The 23418-nt window shown below is 61.5% G+C and carries 19 protein-coding genes and 1 pseudogene; 7 read left to right on the top strand and 13 right to left on the bottom strand.

All coding sequences use genetic code 11. From position 1 onward, the window contains the following. Nucleotides 1–49: 49 nt before the first annotated feature. The 5 genes from Q0602_RS07140 to Q0602_RS07120 form a co-directional block, all read right to left on the bottom strand. A complete protein-coding gene (locus Q0602_RS07140) occupies nucleotides 50–1459 on the bottom strand; it encodes an FAD-linked oxidase C-terminal domain-containing protein (protein WP_298840855.1) in 1410 nt (469 codons plus the stop codon). 29 nt (nucleotides 1460–1488) lie between these two features. Then, a complete protein-coding gene (locus Q0602_RS07135; RefSeq protein ID WP_298840852.1) occupies nucleotides 1489–2772 on the bottom strand; it encodes a TRAP transporter large permease in 1284 nt (427 codons plus the stop codon). Next, complete coding sequence (locus tag Q0602_RS07130; RefSeq protein WP_298840849.1) at nucleotides 2772–3284, bottom strand: TRAP transporter small permease; 513 nt, start codon at nucleotides 3282–3284, stop codon at nucleotides 2772–2774. Before Q0602_RS07130 ends, Q0602_RS07135 begins: the two co-directional genes overlap by 1 nt. Nucleotides 3285–3903: 619 nt before the next feature. Beyond that, the gene (locus Q0602_RS07125) at nucleotides 3904–4926 is read right to left on the bottom strand and encodes a TRAP transporter substrate-binding protein (protein WP_298840846.1); all 1023 of its coding nucleotides are present in this window, start codon (nucleotides 4924–4926) and stop codon (nucleotides 3904–3906) included. Nucleotides 4927–5044: 118 nt separating this feature from the next. Further along, nucleotides 5045–6751 carry a dihydroxyacetone kinase family protein gene (locus tag Q0602_RS07120; protein WP_298840841.1) on the bottom strand — a complete coding sequence of 569 codons (1707 nt, stop codon included), beginning with the start codon at nucleotides 6749–6751 and terminating at the stop codon, nucleotides 5045–5047. A gap of 183 nt (nucleotides 6752–6934) precedes the next feature. Here Q0602_RS07120 and Q0602_RS07115 point away from each other — a divergent pair, with 183 nt between their 5' ends. The 6 genes from Q0602_RS07115 (at nucleotide 6935) to Q0602_RS07090 (ending at nucleotide 13370) form a co-directional block, all read left to right on the top strand. Continuing rightward, nucleotides 6935–7738: an IclR family transcriptional regulator gene (locus Q0602_RS07115; RefSeq protein ID WP_110601452.1), complete on the top strand. Its 804-nt coding sequence runs from the start codon at nucleotides 6935–6937 to the stop codon at nucleotides 7736–7738. Nucleotides 7739–7892: 154 nt separating this feature from the next. Continuing rightward, a complete protein-coding gene (locus Q0602_RS07110; protein ID WP_298840834.1) occupies nucleotides 7893–8378 on the top strand; it encodes a tripartite tricarboxylate transporter TctB family protein in 486 nt (161 codons plus the stop codon). Beyond that, nucleotides 8372–9874: a tripartite tricarboxylate transporter permease gene (locus Q0602_RS07105; RefSeq protein WP_298840831.1), complete on the top strand. Its 1503-nt coding sequence runs from the start codon at nucleotides 8372–8374 to the stop codon at nucleotides 9872–9874. The genes Q0602_RS07110 and Q0602_RS07105 overlap by 7 nt, the downstream gene beginning before the upstream one ends. A gap of 171 nt (nucleotides 9875–10045) precedes the next feature. Continuing rightward, complete coding sequence (locus Q0602_RS07100) at nucleotides 10046–11008, top strand: tripartite tricarboxylate transporter substrate binding protein (RefSeq protein ID WP_298840827.1); 963 nt, start codon at nucleotides 10046–10048, stop codon at nucleotides 11006–11008. 64 nt (nucleotides 11009–11072) lie between these two features. Then, nucleotides 11073–11966 carry a dihydrodipicolinate synthase family protein gene (locus Q0602_RS07095; RefSeq protein ID WP_298840824.1) on the top strand — a complete coding sequence of 298 codons (894 nt, stop codon included), beginning with the start codon at nucleotides 11073–11075 and terminating at the stop codon, nucleotides 11964–11966. A gap of 456 nt (nucleotides 11967–12422) precedes the next feature. After that, nucleotides 12423–13370: an alpha/beta hydrolase gene (locus Q0602_RS07090; protein WP_298840821.1), complete on the top strand. Its 948-nt coding sequence runs from the start codon at nucleotides 12423–12425 to the stop codon at nucleotides 13368–13370. 2 nt (nucleotides 13371–13372) lie between these two features. On the opposite strand, the gene Q0602_RS07085 is transcribed toward Q0602_RS07090, so the two are convergent. From Q0602_RS07085 to Q0602_RS07065, 5 genes are all read right to left on the bottom strand, one after another. After that, nucleotides 13373–13573, bottom strand: coding sequence for a hypothetical protein (locus tag Q0602_RS07085; protein WP_298840818.1), 201 nt, complete (start codon nucleotides 13571–13573; stop codon nucleotides 13373–13375). 331 nt (nucleotides 13574–13904) lie between these two features. Continuing rightward, entirely contained in the window at nucleotides 13905–14636 is a 732-nt protein-coding gene (gene pepE, locus Q0602_RS07080; RefSeq protein ID WP_298840815.1) for a dipeptidase PepE, read from the bottom strand. Nucleotides 14637–14674: 38 nt separating this feature from the next. Continuing rightward, nucleotides 14675–16303, bottom strand: a complete 1629-nt coding sequence (locus Q0602_RS07075) for an OPT/YSL family transporter (protein WP_298840812.1) — start codon at nucleotides 16301–16303, stop codon at nucleotides 14675–14677. A gap of 34 nt (nucleotides 16304–16337) precedes the next feature. After that, nucleotides 16338–17036, bottom strand: coding sequence for an AroM family protein (locus Q0602_RS07070; RefSeq protein WP_298840809.1), 699 nt, complete (start codon nucleotides 17034–17036; stop codon nucleotides 16338–16340). Next, nucleotides 17033–17974: a DUF1177 domain-containing protein gene (locus Q0602_RS07065; protein WP_298840804.1), complete on the bottom strand. Its 942-nt coding sequence runs from the start codon at nucleotides 17972–17974 to the stop codon at nucleotides 17033–17035. The genes Q0602_RS07070 and Q0602_RS07065 overlap by 4 nt, the downstream gene beginning before the upstream one ends. A gap of 105 nt (nucleotides 17975–18079) precedes the next feature. Here Q0602_RS07065 and Q0602_RS07060 point away from each other — a divergent pair, with 105 nt between their 5' ends. Next, a complete protein-coding gene (locus Q0602_RS07060; RefSeq protein WP_298840801.1) occupies nucleotides 18080–18997 on the top strand; it encodes a LysR family transcriptional regulator in 918 nt (305 codons plus the stop codon). 230 nt (nucleotides 18998–19227) lie between these two features. Here the strand turns inward: Q0602_RS07060 and Q0602_RS07055 are convergent, their stop codons facing one another. The 3 genes and pseudogenes from Q0602_RS07055 to Q0602_RS25345 all read right to left on the bottom strand — a co-directional run. Continuing rightward, nucleotides 19228–21363 carry a TonB-dependent siderophore receptor gene (locus tag Q0602_RS07055; RefSeq protein ID WP_298840798.1) on the bottom strand — a complete coding sequence of 712 codons (2136 nt, stop codon included), beginning with the start codon at nucleotides 21361–21363 and terminating at the stop codon, nucleotides 19228–19230. 182 nt (nucleotides 21364–21545) lie between these two features. Next, nucleotides 21546–21833, bottom strand: coding sequence for a DUF4235 domain-containing protein (locus Q0602_RS07050; protein WP_149435006.1), 288 nt, complete (start codon nucleotides 21831–21833; stop codon nucleotides 21546–21548). A gap of 705 nt (nucleotides 21834–22538) precedes the next feature. Further along, nucleotides 22539–22874: pseudogene (locus Q0602_RS25345) on the bottom strand (hypothetical protein); the annotation flags it as partial. Nucleotides 22875–23418: the final 544 nt, after the last annotated feature.

Below are 23418 nucleotides of genomic sequence, written 5' to 3'. Positions count from 1 at the left end.
TGACGGGTTCGGCCAGCACGACGATCCGGCGAGCGCCGTCGATCTGGACTCATGACTGTGGCGGTAGAATCTTTCCCGGATTGAGGATGTCGTTCGGATCCAGTGCCCTTTTCAGTTTTCGCATCAGTGCCACCCCGGTGTCGCCGAATTCTTCGGCCAGATACCGGCTCTTGCCGTAGCCGACACCGTGCTCCCCGGTACAGGTTCCGCCCAGCGCGATGGCGTGATGCGCCAGTTCCGAGGCGAGTTCGTCGGCCAGTGCGCGCTCCGCATCATCGTCGGGATCGATGAGATAGCTCATGTGGAAGTTGCCGTCGCCGACGTGGCCTAGGGCGACCGCCATGAAGGGCGCTCGCTTGGCCTGATGCTGGGCGAAGAGAATGCATTCGGTGAGGCGCGAAATCGGCACGCAGACATCGGTTCCCCAGATTCCGCCACCGGGACGACGCGACAGGATGGCGTAGTGGAATTCATGACGGGCCTGCCAGAGCTTGTTGCGCGCTTCGCGCGTGCTCGCCCAGCGGACGTCGGTACCACCGTTGTCGTGCGCCATGGCCGAGGCGAGCGCGGCCTGCTCCTCGACGCCCGCCTCGGTACCGTGGAAGTCGAAGAACAGCGTCGGCGCCACGACATAGTCCAGCCCGGCGAAGTCGTTGACGGTAGCCATGCCGACGTCGTCGATGAACTCGATGCGCGCCACCGGAATCCCCAGTTGGATGATCTCGGTAGCCGTGGTGATAGCGCTGGCGGTATCGGGAAACGCGCACACGGCGGCACTCTCTGCTTCGGGAATGCCGGCCAGGCGTACCGTCACTTCGGTGACGATACCGAGCGTGCCCTCGGAGCCCACGAAGAGCCGGGTCAGATCATAGCCAGCGGAAGACTTGCGTGCACGACTTGCTGTCCTCACGACGCTGCCGTCGGCGAGCACAACGGTAAGGTTGAGCACGTTCTCGCGCATGGTGCCGTAGCGAACGGCATTGGTTCCGGAGGCCCGGGTGGCGGCCATGCCGCCGAGAGTCGCGTCTGCCCCGGGGTCGACGGGAAAGAACAGCCCGGTGGCGCGCAGATACTGATTCAGCGTCTGGCGGGTGACGCCGGCTTGCACCGTGACGTCGAGGTCCTCTGCGCGCAGTTCGAGAATTTCGCTCATCCGGCTGAGATCGAGACAGACCCCACCATGAAGGGCGGCGGTATGGCCCTCCAGCGAAGTACCCGCGCCCATGGCGACTACTGCCACGTTCTCTATAGCCGCCAATTTGACGAGAGCGGCGACTTCCTCGGTCGACTCGGGATAGACGCCAACCTGAGGCGGAATAGAGGGATGCCAGCACTCGCCGCGGCCCATACGCTCGAGCTCGGAGGGACTAGTGCTGACCCGCTCGCCGACGATCTTGCGCAGGCGCTCGATGAAGTTGTCCGGCAGTGCAGTATGTCGAATCGATGGCATGTGGCTCATGAGGTTCCTTCCTGTAAGAGGCGTTGCGTTCAGTCCAGTCCGAACAGGCGGGGCAGATAGAGAACGGTCTCCGGCACGTAGGTGATGAGGAGCAGTGTGGCGACGGCGGAAAGCAGCAGCGGCCACATGGCGCCCACGATTTGACCAATGGGCATGCCGGTCACGATGGCACCGGTGAACAGGGCTGCGCCATAAGGCGGCGTGATCAGACCGATGACCAGGTTGAAGACCACGACGACGCCGAAATGGATGGGATCGACCCCCAGATCCACCACCAGCGGCATCAGCATGGGTACCACGATGAGAATCGCCGGCAGCATGTCCATCACCATGCCCCAGAGCAGCAAGAACACATTGATGATCAACAAAATGAGATAGCGGTTGTCGGTGAAACTGAAAATGAAGCTCGCGATCAGGTCCGGCACCCTCTCCGAGGCGAGCACCCAGGAGAACACCGCCGAGGCGCCGGAGAGCAGGAGCACCACGGCGGAGAGCACGGCGCTTCGAATCATCAGGAACAAGATCGTCAGCCAGTGAATCGCCCGGCCTTGGCGGATCAACAGCAGCAGAAACCCGTAGCCGACCGCCACGGCGGATGCCTCGGTGGGCGTGAAGACCCCTGACAGAATGCCTCCGAGGATGATGATCGGCATGGCCAGGAAGGGCAGCGATGAGGCAGTGACTTTCAAGAATTCACCGATGCTGATGCGCCGGTCCCTGACTGGCGTCATCCTGCGCGAGGAGCAGAAGACGACGATGGCCATGGCGACGGAGACCAGCGTGCCGGGTATGGCTCCGCCGACGAGCAGGCCGCCGATGGATGTGCCGGTGATGGCTCCCACCAGCACCATCGGGATCGATGGTGGAATGATCGCACCCTTGATCGAAGAGGCGACGGCGAGCGCGGTGCTGAATGCCCGCGTGAAGCCGTTCTTCTCCATCATCTTGACCTGCATCTTGCCCAGCCCGGCGATTTCGGAAATAGCCGATCCGGAGCAGCCTCCGAACAGCATCGAGGAGACGATGGTCACATAGCCCATGCCGCCGCGCGTGCGTCCAACCAGCGCGTTCGAGAAATTCATCATCTTGTCGGCGGTGCCGGAAACCACCATGAGGTCGCCGGCCAGCATGAAAAAGGGAATGGCAAGCAGCGTGAAATTGTCGATGCCGATGAAGAACTGCTGAACCACCAGAAAGAGCGGCAGATCCTGGACGACGAAAAACAGGATCGTGCTGGTCAGCATGGCGAACGACAGCGGAATGCCGATCGCCATCATGACGACGAAGCCGATGAGAAAGAGTGTCAGAGACATCAGACGACTCCCTCGATCTCGCCCAGTGCTTCGCGTCTATCGGGGCCGAAGTGCCGGCCGAACACCTGGAGGATCGACAGCCCCGCCCCCAGCGGGTAAGAGAGATAGACCCATAAGTAGGAGACACGCAGCGATGGCGTTCGCATGATGGATTCATCGATCGCCAACAGTGCCCCCTGGATCAGAATCACCAGCAGCGTGCCGATGACGATGGTATCTATCAACCACTCCAGTGTGATCTGCAGACGTGCCGGCAGAGCGGTAAGCAGAAAGGTCAGCCGAGGATGCTGCTGGAGCCGCAGGGCGATGGCGCTGCCGATCATCACCAGAGAAAACATCAGATAGCGCGACATCTCATCGCCCCAGAACACCGGAGCGTTGAACAAGTAGCGAGCGACGACCATCCAGATGACCAGAATCGACATCATCAGAAGTAGCGCGCCAGCGAGGGTGGCGGTGATCCAGAACACGACGCGATCACCATGTCCGAGAAAAGTCGTGAGTCGTTGCATGAGGAGACCTCGAAATCCGGCGAATGCGCCGCACTGGGAAAATCAGTCGTCGACCGAGTCGATAGTGTCAAAGCAGTCGTTCACGAACGCTTCTCCAGTCTCGTCGATCGCACACCGACTGGCCTGGGGGAGGGAACCTCGTGAAGGACCTCGAGCCGCTCGGGTGTCGATGTCCACCCTTCGCCGATCCGAGTCTCGAGCGCGAGCACGTCCTGCAGGGCGCTGATGCCGGCATGGGGAGGGTGGCCTCCGTCTGAGCCTCGTCCGCGGGCGGGCGAAGATCCTCGGGCAGAGGCTGATACCACTGCTCGTTGACGACCACGCCGGCGGTGGTCACGGCGATGGTCATGAGATGACCCGGGCGGGTCGGTTGGCCCTGCACCTGGTCGTGCTTTTGCTGCTGTATCACCACCAGGAGCGCTGGCCATCCACCACGCCTGTCTGCCGTGCGCTCTAGAGCGCACGGCAGACAGGCGTGGCCGCGTGAGAGGCGCCGAGGCCGCGTTCGGAGCGCCGACGAGAGCGAGTGGCAATGCAGGACTGAACGTCGCTTTCATGCGCTATGCCCCGGTAGTGAGGAAAACCGCAGTGGGCGGGCTCGGCTTGGGCCTTCACCGCGTCACGGTGCCTTGTCGAAGCTGTCCAGGTAGTCGAAGAATCCCTGGGCGAACTCGTCGCCGTACTCGTCGATCGCCCATTCGCGTAGAGGCTTGGCGGTGGCATCTCGAAACGCTTGGCGCTCCTCGGGCGAGAGCGCATAAATCGTCATACCCTCCTCCTCGAGCTGGTCGAGTGCCAGGACGTCCTGGGTCGCACCCACGCCGGCATAGGCCAGCGATGCCTCGGCATTGGCCTGATCGACGGCAGCGCGTAGATCATCGGGCAGCCCGGCGTACCATGCTTCGTTGACGAAAATCGCCGCGATGGTCATGAGATGGCCCGAGAGCGTGAGATGGTTCTGTACCTGATAGAACTTCTGCTGCTGGATGGTGGCTAGCGGGTTCTCCTCGCCGTCGACGACGCCGGTCTGTAATGCGCTGTAAAGTTCGAGAAAGGGGATCGGAGTGGGTGAGGCACCGAGCGCTCGCATCAACTCCTGGTGCGGCACGATCTCCTGGGTCCGCATTTTCAAACCCTGAATGTCCTCTGGGCGTTGAATGGGGGTATCCGCGGTAGTGAAGTTGCGAAAGCCGTATGGCTCGAAGCCGAGAATACGCACGCCAGTGGACTCGGCGACGTCGTCGAGCAGTTCGGCGATGAAGGGCTGGTGGGTGGAGAGCTTCTCGACCATGTCCGCGCGGGTGGCATAGAGAAATGGCAGGTCGATGATGCCAAGCTCGGGATAGTAGAGCGAGGCGAAGACACCCGATGAGAAACTCGCCACATCGATGGTGCCGCGACGGACCTGCTGGGCCATGGAGCGGGCGTCGCCCAGTTGGCCGTTGGGAAAGACATCGACCTCGATGCGCCCGCCGCTGAGACGCTCCAGCGCCTCCTCGAATACGTAGGCATGTGCGGCGGCGGCGTTGGCGGCTGGTTGGTCCACGTCGGCGAAGGAGTATTTGAGCGTATATTCCTGCGCCTTTGCGGCGCCACAGCTCAGGCCCAGGGCCAAGGCGAGGGTTACCGTTATCGTTTTCATGTACAAAGTCCCCGAGTGGTTCGTGGGTGATGCCGCTCGCCGGCCTGGTGATGAACCCTGCGAGCCTTCTACCTGGATTCTTGCGGTAACGCGCCTCCAGTGAGAGTGCGAGGCGCCTTCAGCTCGAGTGCCTGGTCAGCGAGTCGTGCAGCGCTTCCAGCCAGAGCGATACCGCGACGGCGCCGCCATCCGGCGTACCCAGGGCTCGTTCGCCGAGATAGGCCGCGCGACCGAAGGCCGGCAGCATCCCGGCAGTGGCTTTGGCGCCTTCTCGAGCTGCTGTCACCGCTTGGTCGATTGCAGACAGGGCGTCCTCGCCCCTGGCTATCGCTGTCGCGAAGGCATCACTGGCGGGAGCCAGCGCATCCACCATGGTTCGGTCACCGGGCCCGGCACCGCCGATCTCCGAGATGATCCGCTGCGCTGCGACCAGCGCTGCCGACCAGTCCTCCGCTTTCGCACTCTCCTCCGGCAGCACCTGTGCGGCACGTAACAGTGCCGTGGCGTAGAAGGGGCCGGAGCTGCCTGCGATGGCCCGGCGCAGCGTATCCCCGGCGGCGGCGAGACAGACTTTGGGCGAGGCGAAGACTGCGTCTGGCAGATCGCGCAGGGCTTGGGCGCCTCGCGTCATGCTCGCACCCAGGTCGCCGTCGCCGGTGGCGGCATCGAGCCGGGTGAGGTGGGATTCGTTTGCTATCAGGCAAGTGGCGACGTCGAGCACGGCGCGCTGGAGTACAGGATCCGGTTCACCACGGGTTGCCGATGCGCGGGCTGTCGTCGGTGCGGCTGACAACGATCGCGTATGGCGCGCCTCGGCGACGGTGGCCGCGCGTGGCCAGATGCGTACCTCGGTGGCTGCGTCGAGTTGTTCGACCCGGGTATCGTCAAGTGGCAGCAAGGTAAGCGAGCAACCGGCCATTTCGAGCGCGGTCATGAAGTTGCCGCTCCACAGCCGCTCGACGCGCAGCCCGCGTTCGCGCAGCTTGGCGATGGCGCGCCGAGCCACGATCGCCAGTTCCATCGGTGGCGTGGCACCTAGGCCATTGACCAGCAGTCCGACACGCTTGCTCGAGTCGTCGAAGTGGCCCAGCAGCGTGTCGAGTATCTCGTCGACGATGGCGTCCGCCGTCATCAGTTCGGCCTTGCGGACGCCCTTTTCGCCGTGGATACCCAGGCCGAATTCGATCTCCCGCTCACCGAGTGAGAAACCCGCCTGGCCTGCGGTGGGTACGATGCACGAGCCCAGGGCGATACCCATGGTGACGAGCGATGCGGCTGCCTCGCGAGCCTGGCTCGTTACCCGCTCGAGCGAGTCGCCGCGGGCCGCACTGGCACCGGCGATCTTGTGAACCAGCACCGTACCGGCCAGGCCCCTGCTGCGATCGGCGGGTAGCGTCTCGCGTAATGCGACATCGTCGGCGACCATCACCACTTCCGTGGGGATGCCCTCGGCGCTGGCGAGTTCGGCCGCCAGGGTGAAGTTGAGCCGGTCGCCGGTGTAGTTCTTGACCACCAGCAGTGCCCCTCTTGGACCCGCCGTGGCCCGGATGGCGGCATGAACCGCGTCAACGCTTGGGGAGGTGAATACGTCGCCGGCGACGGCGGCAGAGAGCATGCCAGCGCCGACGAAGCCGGCGTGGGCCGGCTCATGGCCGCTGCCGCCGCCGGAGATGACAGCCACCGGTCTCGCGTCCGGCGAGTCGGGCAGGTCCGAGCGCACGACCACGTTCTCGCCTTCGAGCAGGGCAATCGTCGGATTGGTATCTGCTAGTCCCTCGAGCAGTTCGTGTACCACATCTCGCGGATCGTTGATTAGCTTCTTCACTGCCATCTCCATTTTCAATTCCGTTATACGGAATACTTTGGTGTTGGATAAGTCAATATCCACTTTATGCTGATATCTCTCCGTTTGTGGCCAGATCGAAAATAAAAATGGAACTTTAAGACATTGGTTACGTTGATAGCCGGCTATGAACGTGCGATCTTGCTTTCATTCAGGAGGGACACGATGAACGATATTCCAAGGTCGGCCATACAGGACGGCCGCGATGCCGGTGCCAAATCGTTCTACAAGATGGCGAAAGTGCTCGATTGTTTTTCGCGTTCGAAAGGACACTTGTCGATTACGGACATGGTCGAGATGACCGGGCTGCCGAGAACGACTATTCACCGCATCGTGGCGTCTCTGCGCGAGATTGGCATGATCGATCAGGACCATCGCCGAGGTGACTACCGCCTTGGGCTGAGAATGTTCTATTACGGCAGTGCAGTACTCGCCAATCTGGATCTTGACCGTCACGCGAGGCCTCACGTGCTCGAGCTCCATCAGATCACTGGAGATATCGTGCATCTGCATATGTTCGACGGTAGCCAGATGGTCTGCATCGAGCGCGAGGAGATGGGCGATGCTCGCCTGACAACGCTGACCACCATCGAGGCCGCGCCGGTCCACTGCACTAGCGTTGGCAAAGCGTTCCTGGCTTTTCAAAGCGAGGCCCTGATCGAACGTATCGTCGAGGAGGAGGGGCTGGAGCGCAGAACGGAACATACCTTGGTCGAGATGTCTGCACTCCGCGAAGATCTGCAGCGTATTCGTGAGCGTGGCTTCTCCCGTGACGACGAGGAGAACGAGCTCGACGTGCGCTGTGTCGGTGCACCTATCCGAGACAGTCGAGGACGGGTGTTCGCCTCCATCAGTGTTTCAGGCCCGGCCAGTCGGCTGCCACTCGCTCGTCAGGACGGTTTGGCTCCGACCGTCATACGCACTGCCGACGCCATCTCGCGCGAACTGGGCTGGGCGGGAAAGCCGTAAGTCGGCGTCAAGAATTGAGAGGGGGAAGGTGAGTCTATAATCCGAATTGCGGATTGATAGTGTTTTTTTAAAGCGTATTTTCCATGGTAGGTGGCGCTGGGACCCAAAGACAGATTGAACCAGCGTCTTGGCTTCTCACCATGGAGACTGCGTTATGCGGGTACATGACATCATATTGGGGCCAGCAGTGGTTCTGGCGGGGGTTGGGCTCTGTGTCTGGGCCACCGCACTGCCGCAACCTCAAGGCTTTGCCTACGGCCCTAATCTCTTTCCTACGCTCACCGGCAGTGGTCTCGCACTGGCAGGGCTCTCCATACTTTTCGCCGGTATCAAGAAGCGACGTATGGGACCGCTGTTCGAGCGACCCGATTGGTCGAAGCGCTGGCGACTCGCGATCAATTTCTGGTTGATCCCCGTGGCCATCATTGCATACGTACTACTGGTGGAGCCGCTGGGCTTTCTCATCACCGCGACTCTATTGCTGTTCGCCCTGATGACCGCCAATCGGGTGCATCCGCGACGCTCGGCAGTCGTCGCGTTGATCATCGCCCTGGCTATCAACTTGCTGTTCGCCTCGATATTGCACGTGCCGTTGCCTTGGGGACCGCTGACTGCGGTGTCGGGGTGGTTGATATGGTGATGTTCTATTCCGTGCTATCGCAGTTGACCGATGGCTATCTGTTGCTGGTGATTCTCCTGTCTGCTGCCTATGGGCTAATCATCGGCGCCATACCTGGGTTGACCGCATTGATGGCCAGTGCGCTGTTGGTGCCATTTGTCATCTTCATGCAGCCGATACCCGCGGTCGCTGCCATTATCACCGCGTCGGCCATGGCGATATTCGCCGGCGACATTCCCGGGGCGCTGCTGCGCATGCCCGGTACGCCAGCATCCGCGGCCTACACCAACGAGGCCAATGGCATGGTCCACCGAGGCAAGGGCGCTGTGGCCCTGGGTGCCGGTCTGATTGCCTCTTCACTGGGTGGTCTGATCAGCGCGCTGGTGCTCTCCTTGGCAGCGCCATCACTGGCCAAGATCGCTCTGATATTCAGCTCCGTCGAATATTTTTGGCTGGGCGTACTTGGGCTCAGCTGTGCGACTTTCGTATCCGGCGGCTCTCTGGCCAAGGGGTTGGTGTCACTGTTTCTGGGACTGTCGCTGGCAACGGTAGGCATGGACCCAGTCAGCGGCATTCCGCGGTTCTCGCTCGGATCTCCGGACCTGCTGGGTGGTTTTGGGCTGATCCCCGTGCTGATCGGCCTGTTCGCTGTTTCCGAACTGCTACGTAATGCGGCCAACCCGCCCCGAGCCGAGGCGTTACCTAGCATCAGCGGGCCGATACTCGTCCCAAGCCTCATAAATCTATGGCGACACCGGTTAGGCACGCTGCGCGGTGGCTCGATCGGTACATTGGTCGGTGCTCTGCCGGGCGCAGGGTCGGACATAGCCGCCTGGATCTCCTATGCGGTTGCACGCCGAGGAAGCCGGAAGGGGCGGCGGGAGGACGATATAGGAGCGTCGGAGCGGATTATGTCGGCCAGCGCGGCCAATAACGCGAGTCTCGGTGGGGCTTACATTCCGGCCACGGTCTTCGGCATACCCGGTGACGCCATCACCGCGATCGTCATATCGGTCATGTTCATCAAAGGCATCAACCCTGGCCCGACGCTGTTTCTGAATCAGCCGGAGGTCATCTACACGATCTTCGGGATCTTCTTTATTGCCAACTTGGCACTGATTCCTCTCGGCATCCTATGTATTCGAGGCTTCGGTTACATCCTTCGGTTGCCGCGCGCGTATGTCTCAGCCGTGGTGTTGATGTTCTGCATTCTGGGGGCGTTCTCGGTCGAGAACACGCTGTTCTCGGTAGGGCTTATCGCGCTCTTCGGCTTGCTCGGCTACGTCATGGAATCCAACGAAATACCGCTGGCACCGGCGATTCTCGGCCTGATCCTGGGGCCGATGATCGAGGAAACGTTCATGACGACAATGCTCAAGTCGCAGGGAGATCTGAGCATCTTCTTCGATCGCGAGATCGGTGCTGTGCTGGGTATTGTCACTATCGCGGTATGGGCGGGAGTCGTGCTGCTGCAAATTTGGCCTAAAAGGAAACTTAAGTCGAAACCCACCGAATGATATTCCGAATTTCGGAATTATACGATAGTTCAATTTCTATTAATCGATAAAAATGGAAGTATGGACCCGGTAGTTTGATAAGCGACCAAGGGGGCCGGCGCGAATCTCCAAGGGCCTCTAGCGACGGGGTGTCGAGTGAAGCTGGGCCGTGGAATAAAGGAGAGGCATCGAATGAAAACGACCATGCTGATGATTGCGATGATGGCTGGCAGTGCGTGGGTATCCTCGGCGCAAGCGCAGGATGCCTGGCCAACCCGGCCCGTACAGATGGTCGTGATCGCCGGGGCCGGTGGCGGCAGCGATTACGTCTTCCGGTTGCTTTCCCGTGAACTGGAGAAAAATACGGGGCAGGCGTTCAGTGTGGTCAATCAGGCTCAGGGCGGTGGCGTTGTCGGCATGACGACCTATACCAACGCGGAGCCCGATGGCTACACACTCGGCCAGATGTCGCCTTTTGCTCAGTATCGCGTACTAGGGCAGGCCGATTTCACCAGCGAGAGCTTCACTCCCATCGCGCTGGTGAACATGGATCCGGCCGCAGTTCACGTCGCTGCTGATTCCAATCTCGAATCGTTACAAGACATCGTCGACGCACTCAAAGCCGATCCCACCAGCTTGACGATTTCCTGCGGCGGTACGTGCAACGCCAGCTGGGACATTCCTTTCGTTTCTCTGATGCTCGACGAGGGGGTCGATGTCACTCAGCTCAATCTGGTGCCGGCCAAGGGGGCCGCGGCAGGGCTACAGGAGCTGACCTCCGGCGGTATGGACGTCGTCTTGTCGTCGCTACCTGAGACCGACTCGTTGCGCGAAGCTGGGTTAGTCGAAAACGTTGCCGTATTCGCCGAGCAGCGCCTGGATCGCTACCCGGACGTCCCGACCGTCGAGGAGGCCGTCGGTGAGCCGGTGACCGGCGGGACTTGGCGCGGCGTCGCTGGGCCGGCGGGCATGTCACCGGCGCTGGTAGAGGCCATCGAGGCGCAGGTGAAAGCTGCCTTCGATGCCGAGGCTTTTCAGCAGGGTATGAGAGATCGGGGTTTTGGTCCGGTATGGATGAATGCCGAAGAACTCGGTGACTTCATGGCCGAACATGAACAGCAAACTGAGCGCGTGCTCGGCGAGTTGCGGCAATAATGCCCGCCAGATCGCGACTGAGTCGGCGATCGGTTTACATCACTCCATTGATAGGGACTCCGCTATGAAACACGAGCTTGAAGGTATCATTCCGCCACTGGTCTCGCCGTTCAAAGAGGACGAGACGCTGGATGAAGAGGCGCTGCGCGATAACATCCGCTTCATGCTGAAGAAGAAAGTCCACGGTATCTGCTTGGGGGGTAGTACGGGGGAGGGGCATACGCTATCCGTCGAGGAGCTTGCGCGCTCCATCGAGATCGCTTGCGAGGAGATCGACGGTAAAATCCCGGTTGTCGCGGGGATCATCGCCAATAGCACACGTGATGCGATCGCGGCGGCCAAGGCCGTTTCGAAGTTCGATGTCGCCGCGCTGCAGATTACCCCGGTGCATTATGTCTTCAAGCCCACTGAGGATGCTACCTACGCACACTTCGAGCGTTTGACTCGTGAAGTCGATATCCCCGTCATCATCTATAATGTAGTGCCTTGGAACTATCTCTCGCCCCAGCTATTGGTACGGATCATGAAGGGCCTGCCCCAGGTCATCGGGGTCAAGCAGAGCGCCGGCGATCTCAAATTGATGGCTGATCTGATGCTGAGCGTGCCCGAAGGCCGTCGAGTGTTCACGGCAGTCGATGCGCTACTCTACCCGTCTTTCGCCATTGGTTCCCACGGCACGATAGCAGCCAATCCTGCAGCGGTGCCCGGGGTCTGCGTAACGCTCTGGAATGCCGTCAAGGCAGGGGATCACAAGCTCGCCAGAGAGGTTCACGAAGCGCTGCTAGCGTTCTGGAATACGATCTTCGCCGACAATTTGCCTGCCAACGTCAAGTACGTGCTGAGCAAGCAAGGTGTGCAGACCGGGCGGCCGCGTATGCCGATGCCGCCAACGAGCGCGGAGCAGGCCGCCGCCATCGATGCTGAACTCGATAACGTCCTTCGCTTCGATCAAACCTGAGACCGACGCCGCTGAGAAGCTCTCGCCGACCATGGCCAGGGCGATCGCCGACGGCGCCTTGTAGCCCGCCCGGCGGGCGTCGTCGCCCCTGCTGTCGCAACGCCCCGATTCCGGATCGGGGCGTTTTGCATTCGGAAGGCCCCGGCTGGCCGGCGCGATGACCGCCACTGATCACCACTGCCACGAGGTTCGACGCCGGCGCCCAGGGCGTGTGCCGACGTCGATCATCCGCGACGCGCGACGAGTTTCACCCCGACACTTCCCGATCGAGGCCAGACTCGAAAATGACCCTGTATGGTCATGGAAACATAAATTAGATTTTACTAATCTTATGCTAAAGTAGAAACTGACACTAATAAGAGTAGTTGAAAGTCAGTCTAACGATAAAGGAAATCAGACCGAGACGGCGGGAGAGAGGAGTCTTTCCGTCCAAACTGCCTTACGTCAGGGGATCGCATGAAACCGTCGACAGAATTGGTTCAAGTCAAAGAATACCGAATTCACGTAGAACAGTATCGCCGCGAGGGAAACCGCAAGAGCATCATCTTGATCAACGGGGCGCTGGCCACGACCGGCTCGTTCAATCACTGCGTGAAATACCTGCGCGATGATCTGGATATCATCTTGTTCGATCTGCCTTTCACGGGGCAGTCCCGTCCACACAACCCGGCAGGGGGGGTCGTCACCAAGGATGAGGAAGTCGAGATCCTGCTGGCCTTGATCGATCGTTACCAGCCCCAGTCGATGTTGTCCGTCTCCTGGGGCGGCTACGCCGCGATGATGGCTCTGGCCCGCCGTCCGCCTTCCATCGAGCGTGCGGTCGTGGCTTCATTCTCCAGCCATCTCAACGAGCCCATGCGCAATTATGTCTCGAAGGCACGCGATCTGGTGATGGACGAGCGCTTCGGGGATGTGGCCAAACTGATGAACGATGAGGTGGGACGCTACCTGCCGAAGCTGCTCAAGCACGTCAATCATCGGCATCTCTCGTCGCTGGATAGTCGTGAATACCACCAGGCCTGTTTTCACATCGAGCAGATCCTGTCGCTGGACGATGAGGACTACACTGACCTCTATCGGAAAATCGACGTGCCGATCCTGTTTATCAACGGTGAGCTGGACGAACATACGTCGCCGGAAGCGGTGCGTGAACTGGGCAATTACATCGACGGCAGCCGATTTTGCACGCTACCCGATGCCGGGCATTTTCTCGATCTGGAGAATCGGAGCGCGCGACGACGAATGCAGCGGGTGTTGAAGGATTTCCTGATGCCGGCCATCTGCGATTCCGATGACCCAACCTCCTACCATGGTGCTCGATTCGATGTCGTCGACCATGACATGTCTTGTGTTCGCAAGTCACCGGTATCATCCCGCTTGCCGAGACAAAGCGTGGAGGGTTGATATCACCGGCCAGGGAAGCCCGGGCGGCCGGGCAGGCCGTTCGACGCGGATGTCGGCGATCGCCGTTCGGTCAGTTCGAGTATGCGCGTGCCGTTCCGGCCGCTGCGCTTGACGTCGTAAAGTGCCACGTCCCCGTGGCCGATCAGGGCTTCGAGATCGTCGGGTGGCCGCTCGAAGCGCGTGGCGCCGATGCTCAGCGCCACTCCATCAGCAGATAGAGCGCGGCGGCGGCCGAGATGGCGATGGTCAGGGTCAATATCGTGGCAGGGTCGAACGCCATGTTCGTGTCGATCCGTCTAAGTCCTGGCAGAAACGGTTTGCCGTCATGGCGTCTTCGGAAAATCGTGCGCTGGCGGCAGACGAGCGGTCATCGTCCATCCAGCGATTATCGGCGATAGCATCGATTTCTTGAACCGCTTGCGATCTCGCGCCGCAGCGGCGTGTCGGGCGTCGAGACTGGCCCGAATCAGGCGCTGGTGATGCTCGACAGCCCCCGGCCCTCGCCGGTCACCACGCGCCGGATACCGACTCGCTTCATTCAGAGGCGTCCGGAGCCAGCAAATGATCCAGCCGGCTACCGGCGGCCAGCGGCTGTTGGCCATCCTTGGCGAACGCTTCCCCGTCGAGTTCACCCACGAGCGTCAGCGTATCTGCTTCCCGGCGTAGTGCGGTGCCCTCGCGCAGCGCGACGACCAGCGCCTTGGGGTTGAGCGCCAGATATTCCGCCAGACGTTCCTCGCGACTCTCGCCGTTGTGGCCGGCGGGCTTGCCGGACAGGAAGTGCGGGTTGAGCTGGAACGGCACCAGGCCGAGCGTGACGAAGCTCGGCGGCTCGACGATCGGCATGTCGTTGGTGGTGCAGAGTGTTGGCCCGGCGATGTTGGAACCGGCACTCCAGCCGATATAAGGCGTGCCCGCCTCGACACGCTCGCGGAGGATGCCCAGCAGGTCGGCCTCGTAGAGCCGTTTGACCAGCGCGAAGGTATTGCCGCCGCCGACGGCGATCGCTTGGGCTTCGCGCACGGCGCTCTTGGAATCCGGCGCCTGATGAATACCGTCGACCTCGAGCCCGATGGCCGCGAATGCCGGGCGCACCTGTTCGAGATAGGCATCGAAGGTCTTGCCCACGCCGGCAAAGGGGATGAAGAGCACACGCTCGATGGATATCGGATTGGCTTCGAGGAAATCGGCCATCAGCGGTTGAGCGTGATCGAGATAGCCGGTGGTGCCGGCGCGAGAACTGCTTAGTAGCAGCAGGCGTGACATTGGAAGACTCCTCGGCGCCAAGGGCGCCTTTATCGGATCTATTTCGAGCCCAGTTTCAGGGTCGAGGAGAAGAAGCTGTAGAGTGCCGAGCCGGTGATGAAGCCGGCACCCAGGACATAGAGCTTGTGGCTGCCGGTCTCGCCGAAGCGCTGGACCACGATCCAGCGCACCAGCAGGGCGAGGTAGATCACGATGCCGGCGATGGGCGAGGTGATCAACAGCCCGGTCGCCAGCAGTACGCCGATCTGACGTGACACGCCGCCGGCGAACTGAATGATGGCACCGACGACACCCCAGATCAGCAGCTGCCTGGCGACGTCGAGGCTGGCACCGGCGTCGATGGTGGCGACGTAGACGCGCGCCACCGGTGGTACCAGATCGGCGGCGAAGTAAGCCTGGAACGCGAACGCCACGATCACGATCGCCACGCCGAAGCTGAACAGCTCGGCGAAGTACTGCTGGCGGCGACCATCCATCTCGTATTCAAGATCGCTGCCTTCGTCACGGATGGTCCAGCCCGCCTTGAGGTCATAGGCCATGTCGGCAAACGCCGGGCCGGTCGCGACGGTGAAGGCGACCAGAATGCCGAGTGCGGTGGTTGGAAAACCCAATAGCATGCCGATGACCAGGAAGATCAACGCCGTGGCGAACGACGGAAACCAGCCCGAGTGCATCGCCGCGATGCCCACGATCAACTCCGATGCCATCGCGGCCAGCGCAGCGAACACCAGCCAGCCGATCAGCATGCCGATTGACATGCCTGTATAGATGCCGGTACCCAGCGCCAGAATCAGCGCGATGACCAGATAGGCGCCGAAGCCGCTCAGCATGGCGGTGCGCATCTGCAGGGCCGATCGGGTCGGGCGCTGGGTCGATTCGCCATCGGCCTCGCTCTGGCGGCGGTCACGCCGCATCAGCAGCAGGATCTGGATCAGCGCCACCAGGCCTGCGCCGATCATGATCCCGTGGGGGATGTAGGCGGTGCTGATATCGAAGCCGAACAGCGTTTCGGAGTAGCCGCGCAGGATCAGGCCCGCGCCCAGCGCACACATCGCGAAGACATTGGCGATCCAGGCGATACCGAACATGTCCGCGGGAATGCCGAACGCCTTGCCGACCACGCCGCCCACCATGCCGACCAGCAGTAGCAGCGCGTTACGTCCCTTGTTGGCGGCGGCCTTGAGCGCTTCCGCCGTGGCCAGCCCCGGCGGCCAGGCCGCGCGGGCCGAGAAGACCTTGCTGTCGAAGGAGAAATAGAGGATTGAGGCGTCGGTGATCACCGCCAGCGCCGCCCCGATCAGCATTGGCACCAGCATCCCGGATTCGCCCATCAGAAACGGGATCGCCAGCGGCAGCAGCAGGCCGTTGGCCGCCGAGAAGGTGGCACCGGATATTGTCGTCTGTACCAGCGTCTGACTCTCCAGCGAACGGTAGCGGCGGAACAGCCGCAGTGGAATGTAGGAGAGCAGGATCGCGATCAGCGCACCGATGATCGAGGTATTGGGTGTGATGCCGACGCGGGTGATCAGCTCCATGCCGATGATCGCCCCCAGTACGCAGACGATGACGTTGACCACCATCTGGCCTGGTGCGAAGAAGCGTGGATGGCGGTGTTTTCCCTGAGTGCCGCTGGTGCCGGGCGTGGCCGGCGATGTGGTGTCGTTCATGTCGTTATCGCGCTCATTGTTGTGTTCGATGCTTTCAGACGGCCAGCAGCAGATTGGCCGCGCCGAAGACGAGCTGCCTGGGCGTGACGGTGCGCTTGCCGGAGAGTGCTGCGATGCGTCGCCGATGGGCCAGCGTGTATCCCATGCAGTCCAGGTAGAGCAGGTCGCCGTGCATCTCGGCGGCTTGCCTCGCGGCCCGCTCCAGTTCGGCGGGATCACCGTAGGGTGAAGCGCTGAGCGTTTCGACGCTGAATCCTGCCGCTTCCCAACGCGTTCGGGTGTTCGCCATTTGCCGCGGCTCCGGGCTCATCACCAGCAGTCGTCCACCGGGGAACAGCGCCTGAATGCCATGGCGTACCAGTCGTTTCGGCGACAGCACCGGCAGGCCCAGATGGCGATAATCCGGCAACTCACCGGTGCACAGCACTACGATGGCGTCGACGCCGTCGTCGCTTGCCATGATGCGGATCGCTGTGTCCAGCAGCGGCTCCAGATCGGGTTCGGCGATGGTGACCTGGCGGCCATCCCGCATTCGCGAGACCAGTACCTGCGGTTGGTCGCTCACCGGATAGCGGTTCTCGATCTGCTCCAGCGTCAGCGCATCCAGCGCGCCGCGTTCGAGACACTCGATGCTCGCATCAAGCAGCGTGGCGAGGTCGTCGTGCAGATCGCTGCGCGGCGACTGGCCGATGGTGACGATACCGAGCCGCGCTCTGCAGGCTGCGTCGCTCATCCCCGCGCGCCACCCTGCTGGAAACGGGTCTGATCGCCGTATAACTCGATCAGCCGCGAAAATTCGTCGGCATCGAAGAACTGGCAGATGCCGGCGGTAAAGTCCTTGGCCACTTCGACGGCGAAACGCGCGGCCTGCTCGATATCCACCTCGTGACTGGCACCGGTGGCACAGCCCGCAACAGCGATTTCGGCGGCCAGCGCCACGCCGATCACCGGTGCCGAGGTGGCGACAGCGGGCTGCAGAATGCTGTTGAGATGATGCAGGCCATTGCCGTAGGGCGTGATGTCCTGCTGGGTCAGCGCGAACACTTCCGGCAGGCGGCCGGTGACACGGGACAGGATATCCATCAGGTCTTCGCTGGTACGCAGGATGTAGCCCTGCTTGACGGTCGGTGATATCGCCACGCCACGCACGTTGATGATGCGATTGCCCTTGGTGGTGTCGATGGAGACGATGGCGTCCATGGCGGCATCGATCTCGTGCCCCCAGGTGTCCTCGAAGCTGATCGGTGAATCCATGAACGGCACCGGATGGTGTTCACGGGTCGGCGCGTCTGGGCAGATGTGCGTTGTCACGATCACGTCGCCGGCGAGCCGGTCACCGTTTGCGGCCATACCGATCAGCTTTGCCGCCGCCGCCGTGGCGGCCAGTGCGCCATCACCGTCGGAGACATAACCGGTGATCTCCGGACGCGCGCCGACCCCTCCGAGCCGACCGATCACGCCCAGTGTCGGCGCGTCGCCGCCGGTCTGCTTGCCGCGATTGCCTGCGATCGTCACATGCAGGAAGTCGGAAGCGCCTTTGTCGGAGGTGACGCGGGTGACCTTGATCGCTTCCGGCATCGCACCGCACGCGACTAGGTACGCCTTGACGCGATCCCCCGAGGCGCCGGGGCTGTCGAGGATTTCGTGGAGATCGATGACTTGCTTGAGCATGTTGCGCCCTTGAATGCCAAGGAGGGATTTTGGGTGTAGAAGCAGAATACGTGGCGCAATTAATCGGATAAATTCGAATGAAGAATGGATTGATTGGATATCCCGATGAATAATGTAACCGCACGTCAGCTCGAGGCGCTAATCGCCGTTGCCGACCTCGGCAGCTTCACCGAAGCCGCTGAAAAGCTTCACCTTTCTCAGCCTTCGCTAAGTCACTTGATTCGCCAGCTCGAGGACATTCTCGGCGTGAGGCTGTTCGAGCGGACCACGCGAAAAGTGCGACTTGCCGCCGCGGGGCAGGAGTTTCTACCGGTGGCGGAGCGGGTGCTTGCAAGGCTGGAGAGGGGCATGCAAGACATGCGCGCACTCGCCAGTGGCCAGCGGGGCCGCCTCAGCTTCGCGGCCCTGCTCACCGTTGGCGGTAGCCTGGTCCCTGCCGCCATGGCCTCGTTTCAGGCGCGCTATCCCGATATCGTGCTGGAGTATCTGGAGGAGAGCGACGAGCCGATCTATCAGCAGGTAATGGCCGGGGATGTCGACTTCGGCGTCAGCGTGGCGCCAACCGCCGTCGACGAGGTGGATTTCCAACCGATCTACAAGGATTACCTCTACTTCGTCTGTTCGCCGCGCCATCCCCTAGCCGGCGCTTCCGAAGTGAGCTGGCAGCAGATCGTCGAGTGGCCGTTCATCGCCATGAAGACCCGGACCAGCATGCGGCGTCTGACCGAGAAGGGGTTCGCCATGACTGGCAGGCCGATGCTGCCGGTACAGGTCGCCGCCTATCAGTCGACCATTCTTGGCATGGTCGCCAACGATATCGGCGTCAGTGCGCTGCCGTCGTCGCTCAAGATGATGTTTCGCCGTGACGATGTCTGCCTGATTCCGATCCGGGAAAGGCTTTATCGTGACATCGGCGTGCTGACGTCTCGCCGCCGTGAGCTGACGCCGGCGGCGGAGCGTTTCATTGAGGTGTTGAAGGAGGTCGTCGAGGCGAATCGCTCGCTGTTACCGAGTCCGGAGTGAAGGCCGGGGGATGAGGGGAGAAGGATGAGCGCATGCCAGCGCGACCCTCTCGATGACGCGGGAGATGGCGCAGGTGTGGGAGGTCTCGAACCGCTGGTTGGCACCGGTCCGATCCCAGATCATCGCCAGACTGATATCTCGTTTGTCCCCGAGAATCCGATGACGCGTATGGCAGAGGAACGGACAAGGATCCCGAGCGACCGGGGCCGCTCGGGTGGCGCCACACGCCATCACCAGTGGTAACGCACTTTGGCGAAGATCTCGCGCCCCTGGTTGTAGTAGTCCGCGGTGCCGGATCCGACGACGTGCTGTTCGTCCAGCAGGTTGGTGACGTTGACGCTGAAGTCGGTGTTGGGCAGGAGCTCGTAGTCGAAGGCTGCATCGAACAGAGTCGCCGCTTCGCTCTTGGCGTCGTTGGCAGCATTGAAGTAGTAGGTGCCGGTGTAGCGGGCGCCCAGGCCGAAGCTCATGTCGAGGTCGGGCAAGGTGTAGTAGCCCCACAGCATGGCGCTGTGTCTAGGCGCGATCTGAATGTCGTTGCCGTCGATCGGGGTCACGACGCCGCTGACGGTGATCGAGCCCTCTTCCACCTCTGGCTGCATGTAGGTGTAGCCGCCGATCACGCTGAGGTTATCGGTGACTTCGGCCTTGATCTCGAGGTCGAGTCCACGCACTCGGTATTCGCCGACTGTCTGCTGGTCGATGGTGCCGTCGTCCTGGGTGACGGCGATGCCGACGTCCTCCCGAGTCAGGTCATAAATCGCGGCGGAGAATAGCGCGTCGGTCCATAGTGGTGAATATTTCACGCCGACTTCGTACTGCTTGCCGCGCTCCGGTGTGACCCCGATGGTGGGCGGTGCCACCGATTCCACGTAGCTCACGTAGGTGGAGACTTCCGGATTGATGATGTAGGTCAGGGCACCGCGCCAGGTGGTTTCCGAGATGTCGTCAGAGTCGCTGGTGCCGGTGAGGTAATCGGTGCTGGAGAGATCGAGATCGTCGTTACGCACGCCGGCCGTGACCACGAAGGTGTCGTAGAACGAGAAGTTCTGCTGCAGGAAGACGGCGCGGGTGTCGTACTCCTGCTTTTCGTGGTCGTACGGCGTCAGCGAGGCGGGCGCGCCGCTGTAGACGGGATCGTCGATGTCGATCGGCGTGCCAGCGGCGTAGACGGAGTACCCGGTGGACTCGCCGTCGCGGAACTCGACGCCGGCCACGGTGTTGCTGTCGACTTCGCCGAGGTCGGCATCGTACTGCAGCATGGCATTGCCGATCAGCTCCTCGGCGTCCGTGTCCGAGCCGATATAGCCTCGGTCCACTTCGCTGCCGACGCGGCCTGCGCTATCGGTCAGATAGACATAACCGTAATCGTCGGTCAGGTCGCTGTAGCGCACGTTGCCACGGAAGATGAGACCGTTGTCAAAGTCATGCGTGAACAGACCGGTGACATTGGTGCGCTCGACATCGTGGTAGTTGTAGTCGGGCTCGCCGAAGAAATCGCTGCGGTCATATTCGCGATCGAACGGGTAGCCGCCGCTGTTGGCGGTGCCGTCGCGGTTGAGATAGTCGAAGATGAGCGTGGCCGAGGTTCGGTCGGTTGGCTCCCAGGTCACTCCGCCCATGATGAACTGATCGTCGTCATCCGAATGGTCGTACTCGTAGCTGCTGTCCTTGGCCTTGCCGGTGAGTCGCCAGGCCACGGTGTTGCCGTCGCCAAGGGTGTCACCGATATCCAGTCCCACTTCCTGATGGTCGAACGAGCCAAAGCCCAGGTAACCCTCGCCGAAGGACTCGAAGCGAGGACGTTTGCTGACGAAATTGACCGAGCCGCCCGGATCGGCGGGGCCGAACAGCGTCGAGTTGGCGCCACGCAGGACCTCGATACGCTCGTAGGCGTAAGGGTCTTCACGCACGCCGCGCATGGAGCCAAGCGTCATTCCATCGCGATAGGTCGTGGCCTGGAAGCCGCGAATCGTGAAGTAGTCGTTGCGATCGTCAGTGGCGTAGTAGCCGGTCACCACGCCAGGCGTGTACTGCAGCACTTCCTCGGTGGTCTTGGCGTTGCGCTGCTCGATCTCTTTCTCGGTGATCACCGACACCGAAGCCGGGGTGTCCTGAATGCTGGTCGCGACCTTGCCGCCGACCCAGAGTTCGCGGGCGAGAATGGTATCGGCGTTGTCATCCCCCACGGCCTGCGCGTTAACCGTGACCGGCGAGAGGCGGTAATCGTCGTCGCTTCCCGACTGCTGCGCGTTACCGGTCGCGGGAAGGGTGAATAGTGTCGAGCCGCAGAAAACCGCCATGGTGGTCTGGTGCCACCAAGGCGAATTCCCACGGCTCACGATCGTGCGATTGCGATCGCTCATCGTGTTGATCCCCAAGAGTGAATGATCCCTTTTTATCGGCCCGCGGTTTTTTAGTGGCGGAGTCGGGGATTATCCTTAGAGATCTTCATGCAATCAATAATATTTCTCAGTTAGATTCGCGTTCATGCTTGGGCGTGATGTGCCAGGCTCCTGTCCGGGGCGACCGGTGATGCGCCAAGCCGTCAATCCTCTAGACGCGAGAGCAGGCGTTGGCCCCGGCGAGTCCGGCGGGCGCGGCGCAGTCCGCTGGAGGCCATTTTCCAGCCCAGGATACGACCCACCCCTACCGCGACGCCGGAAGCGGCGCCCCACAAGAGCGCTTCGCGCCAACGTACATCGGGGTCGTCCGGATTGACCGGCGGTTCGAAGGCGTGGCGTCTAGTGGTGCGCTTGAGCGCTTCTCGCGTCGCCACGCCCGAGATGATGGCCGTGGACGTGCCGATGATGGTCCAGAGCGTGTGGGGTTTCATGCGGGTCTCCTTGCCGGGTTCGGGGCTCTCAGCATGGTCGATGGGCCGCCAGGCTGCCAAGTGGATGTACTTGGTGTTCGCAGACACGTCTTGTTCGGACCGCAAGGCGCCTCAGGTCTGCGGCCCGCTCGGTACGCTGACGCGACGCCGGGACCATTGCCACAGGGTCCAGTGAACCAAGAGCGGCCAACGGGCCTGCATGAACTCGAGAAAACGTTGCCGCCACAGGTTGGTCAGCGATTTGCTCAACCCCAATCGCTCCCCGATCTCCGTATCGTGATAGCCCACCACGAGAAGGCGCAGGTATTCGGGCCACAGTTCCATGTGCTGGATATGCGAAAGCGGCGTTTCGGTCAGGTTGTTGTAGCGGCGCTCACAGCCATGGCATTGATACTCCGTGGCGCGCCGGCTGGTCAGCACCTGGGTCGATGAAGAGCCGCAGTAGGGACAGTGCCTGTCTGTCAGGGCGGCGAGCTCGGTGAGTGTCGCGACACACGCTTCCAAGGCCTTCTCGGCTTCATCCGTCAGCTCGGAGATATGCGTGGACTGATGATCCTCCCACCACCGGTGCAATTCGGTGTCATAGTCGGCCATGGCCGCCATGAAGGCCCGGCTCCAGGTCATGGAGGCCTTGTTGCTGATACCGAGGAAGGTTGCGATCAGCTCTTGCGAGAACCCCTGGAACCGATAACTCATCCAGGGTTTCCACTTATCTTCCGAGCGCAGCAGGCGAAGTGGAGTCCCGCTGAGGACATTGAATCGCTTGTTGCAGTCCCGGCAGTAATAGCCATCGCGCCTTAACCCATGCGTGCCAGCGGGTGTGGCCAAGGCGATCGAGCGGCTCGCGCAGGCCGGACACTCATGGGGTGCGCTGGAGGGTAACGTGGCGAGATAGAACAGAAAACCTCGGGCGCTGGGACGCAACGCCTCCGGCAGCAGCTCCAGCGACGGTCGCGCGAGCAGAAAGTCGATGGTTTCGACATGTCTTCGCGTCGGGGGGATATTGAAGGTCGAGAAAGTCTGCGGGATGGCAGGTGCCATACAGTGATATCTCTTATCGAGACGACGTGTGAACGAATCGACCTAGATTACGCGATGGCGCAGTCATGGAGTCAACACCGAATGATGCGGGGCCATGTCGATCTGCTTCGGCCCGGCAGTCTTCAAATGACCCCGACTCATCGAGAGAGCCGTCAAATCATCAAAAATCTTAGTCATCAATGGCAATTCTCTTACAAACCTTTCTAGTAATCTGCATTATCCTACCGAAAGGTATCTTTGACGGTCATCGCCCAGCTCTGTCTGAAAAATCGACGAGCGATGGCCAGACAAGGCAAAAATCGGCGAAAAAAGGACCGGGCTGGCGCTCCAGTTTACGCGGGTAAATGAGCATTTTGACCGGGCTGGCGCACCAGTCGATTTTTAACGCCGTATGGGTGAGCGCAGGCATTTTTCGGACAGAGCGTAGCCGGTTGCCCGGGCCACACGAAAACCTGAGTCCCGTCATCAGGAAGAGAACATGCTCAACGACCTACTCGACACCTTCGACATCGACCTGTCGCAGTCCCAGCGGCTGCTGACCCTC

Origin of the sequence: uncultured Salinicola sp. (genome assembly GCF_937921195.1) — a bacterium.
GTDB lineage: Bacteria > Pseudomonadota > Gammaproteobacteria > Pseudomonadales > Halomonadaceae > Salinicola.
The sequence above is the reverse complement of the archived record's forward strand: the minus strand, read 5'-3'. Positions and strand labels throughout refer to the sequence as shown.

Excerpts from the sequence above, each read along its gene's own strand:
- Q0602_RS07125 (WP_298840846.1), bottom strand. The coding sequence starts at position 4,926 with ATGAAAACGATAACGGTAACCCTCGCCTTGGCCCTGGGCCTGAGCTGT.
- Q0602_RS07135 (WP_298840852.1), bottom strand. The coding sequence starts at position 2,772 with ATGTCTCTGACACTCTTTCTCATCGGCTTCGTCGTCATGATGGCGATC.
- Q0602_RS07095 (WP_298840824.1), top strand. The coding sequence starts at position 11,073 with ATGAAACACGAGCTTGAAGGTATCATTCCGCCACTGGTCTCGCCGTTC.
- Q0602_RS07065 (WP_298840804.1), bottom strand. The coding sequence starts at position 17,974 with ATGCTCAAGCAAGTCATCGATCTCCACGAAATCCTCGACAGCCCCGGC.
- Q0602_RS07060 (WP_298840801.1), top strand. The coding sequence starts at position 18,080 with ATGAATAATGTAACCGCACGTCAGCTCGAGGCGCTAATCGCCGTTGCC.
- Q0602_RS07130 (WP_298840849.1), bottom strand. The coding sequence starts at position 3,284 with ATGCAACGACTCACGACTTTTCTCGGACATGGTGATCGCGTCGTGTTC.
- Q0602_RS07090 (WP_298840821.1), top strand. The coding sequence starts at position 12,423 with ATGAAACCGTCGACAGAATTGGTTCAAGTCAAAGAATACCGAATTCAC.
- Q0602_RS07055 (WP_298840798.1), bottom strand. The coding sequence starts at position 21,363 with ATGAGCGATCGCAATCGCACGATCGTGAGCCGTGGGAATTCGCCTTGG.
- Q0602_RS07140 (WP_298840855.1), bottom strand. The coding sequence starts at position 1,459 with ATGAGCCACATGCCATCGATTCGACATACTGCACTGCCGGACAACTTC.
- Q0602_RS07115 (WP_110601452.1), top strand. The coding sequence starts at position 6,935 with ATGAACGATATTCCAAGGTCGGCCATACAGGACGGCCGCGATGCCGGT.
- Q0602_RS07105 (WP_298840831.1), top strand. The coding sequence starts at position 8,372 with ATGGTGATGTTCTATTCCGTGCTATCGCAGTTGACCGATGGCTATCTG.
- Q0602_RS07110 (WP_298840834.1), top strand. The coding sequence starts at position 7,893 with ATGCGGGTACATGACATCATATTGGGGCCAGCAGTGGTTCTGGCGGGG.
- Q0602_RS07070 (WP_298840809.1), bottom strand. The coding sequence starts at position 17,036 with ATGAGCGACGCAGCCTGCAGAGCGCGGCTCGGTATCGTCACCATCGGC.
- Q0602_RS07050 (WP_149435006.1), bottom strand. The coding sequence starts at position 21,833 with ATGAAACCCCACACGCTCTGGACCATCATCGGCACGTCCACGGCCATC.
- Q0602_RS07100 (WP_298840827.1), top strand. The coding sequence starts at position 10,046 with ATGAAAACGACCATGCTGATGATTGCGATGATGGCTGGCAGTGCGTGG.
- pepE (WP_298840815.1), bottom strand. The coding sequence starts at position 14,636 with ATGTCACGCCTGCTGCTACTAAGCAGTTCTCGCGCCGGCACCACCGGC.
- Q0602_RS07075 (WP_298840812.1), bottom strand. The coding sequence starts at position 16,303 with ATGAACGACACCACATCGCCGGCCACGCCCGGCACCAGCGGCACTCAG.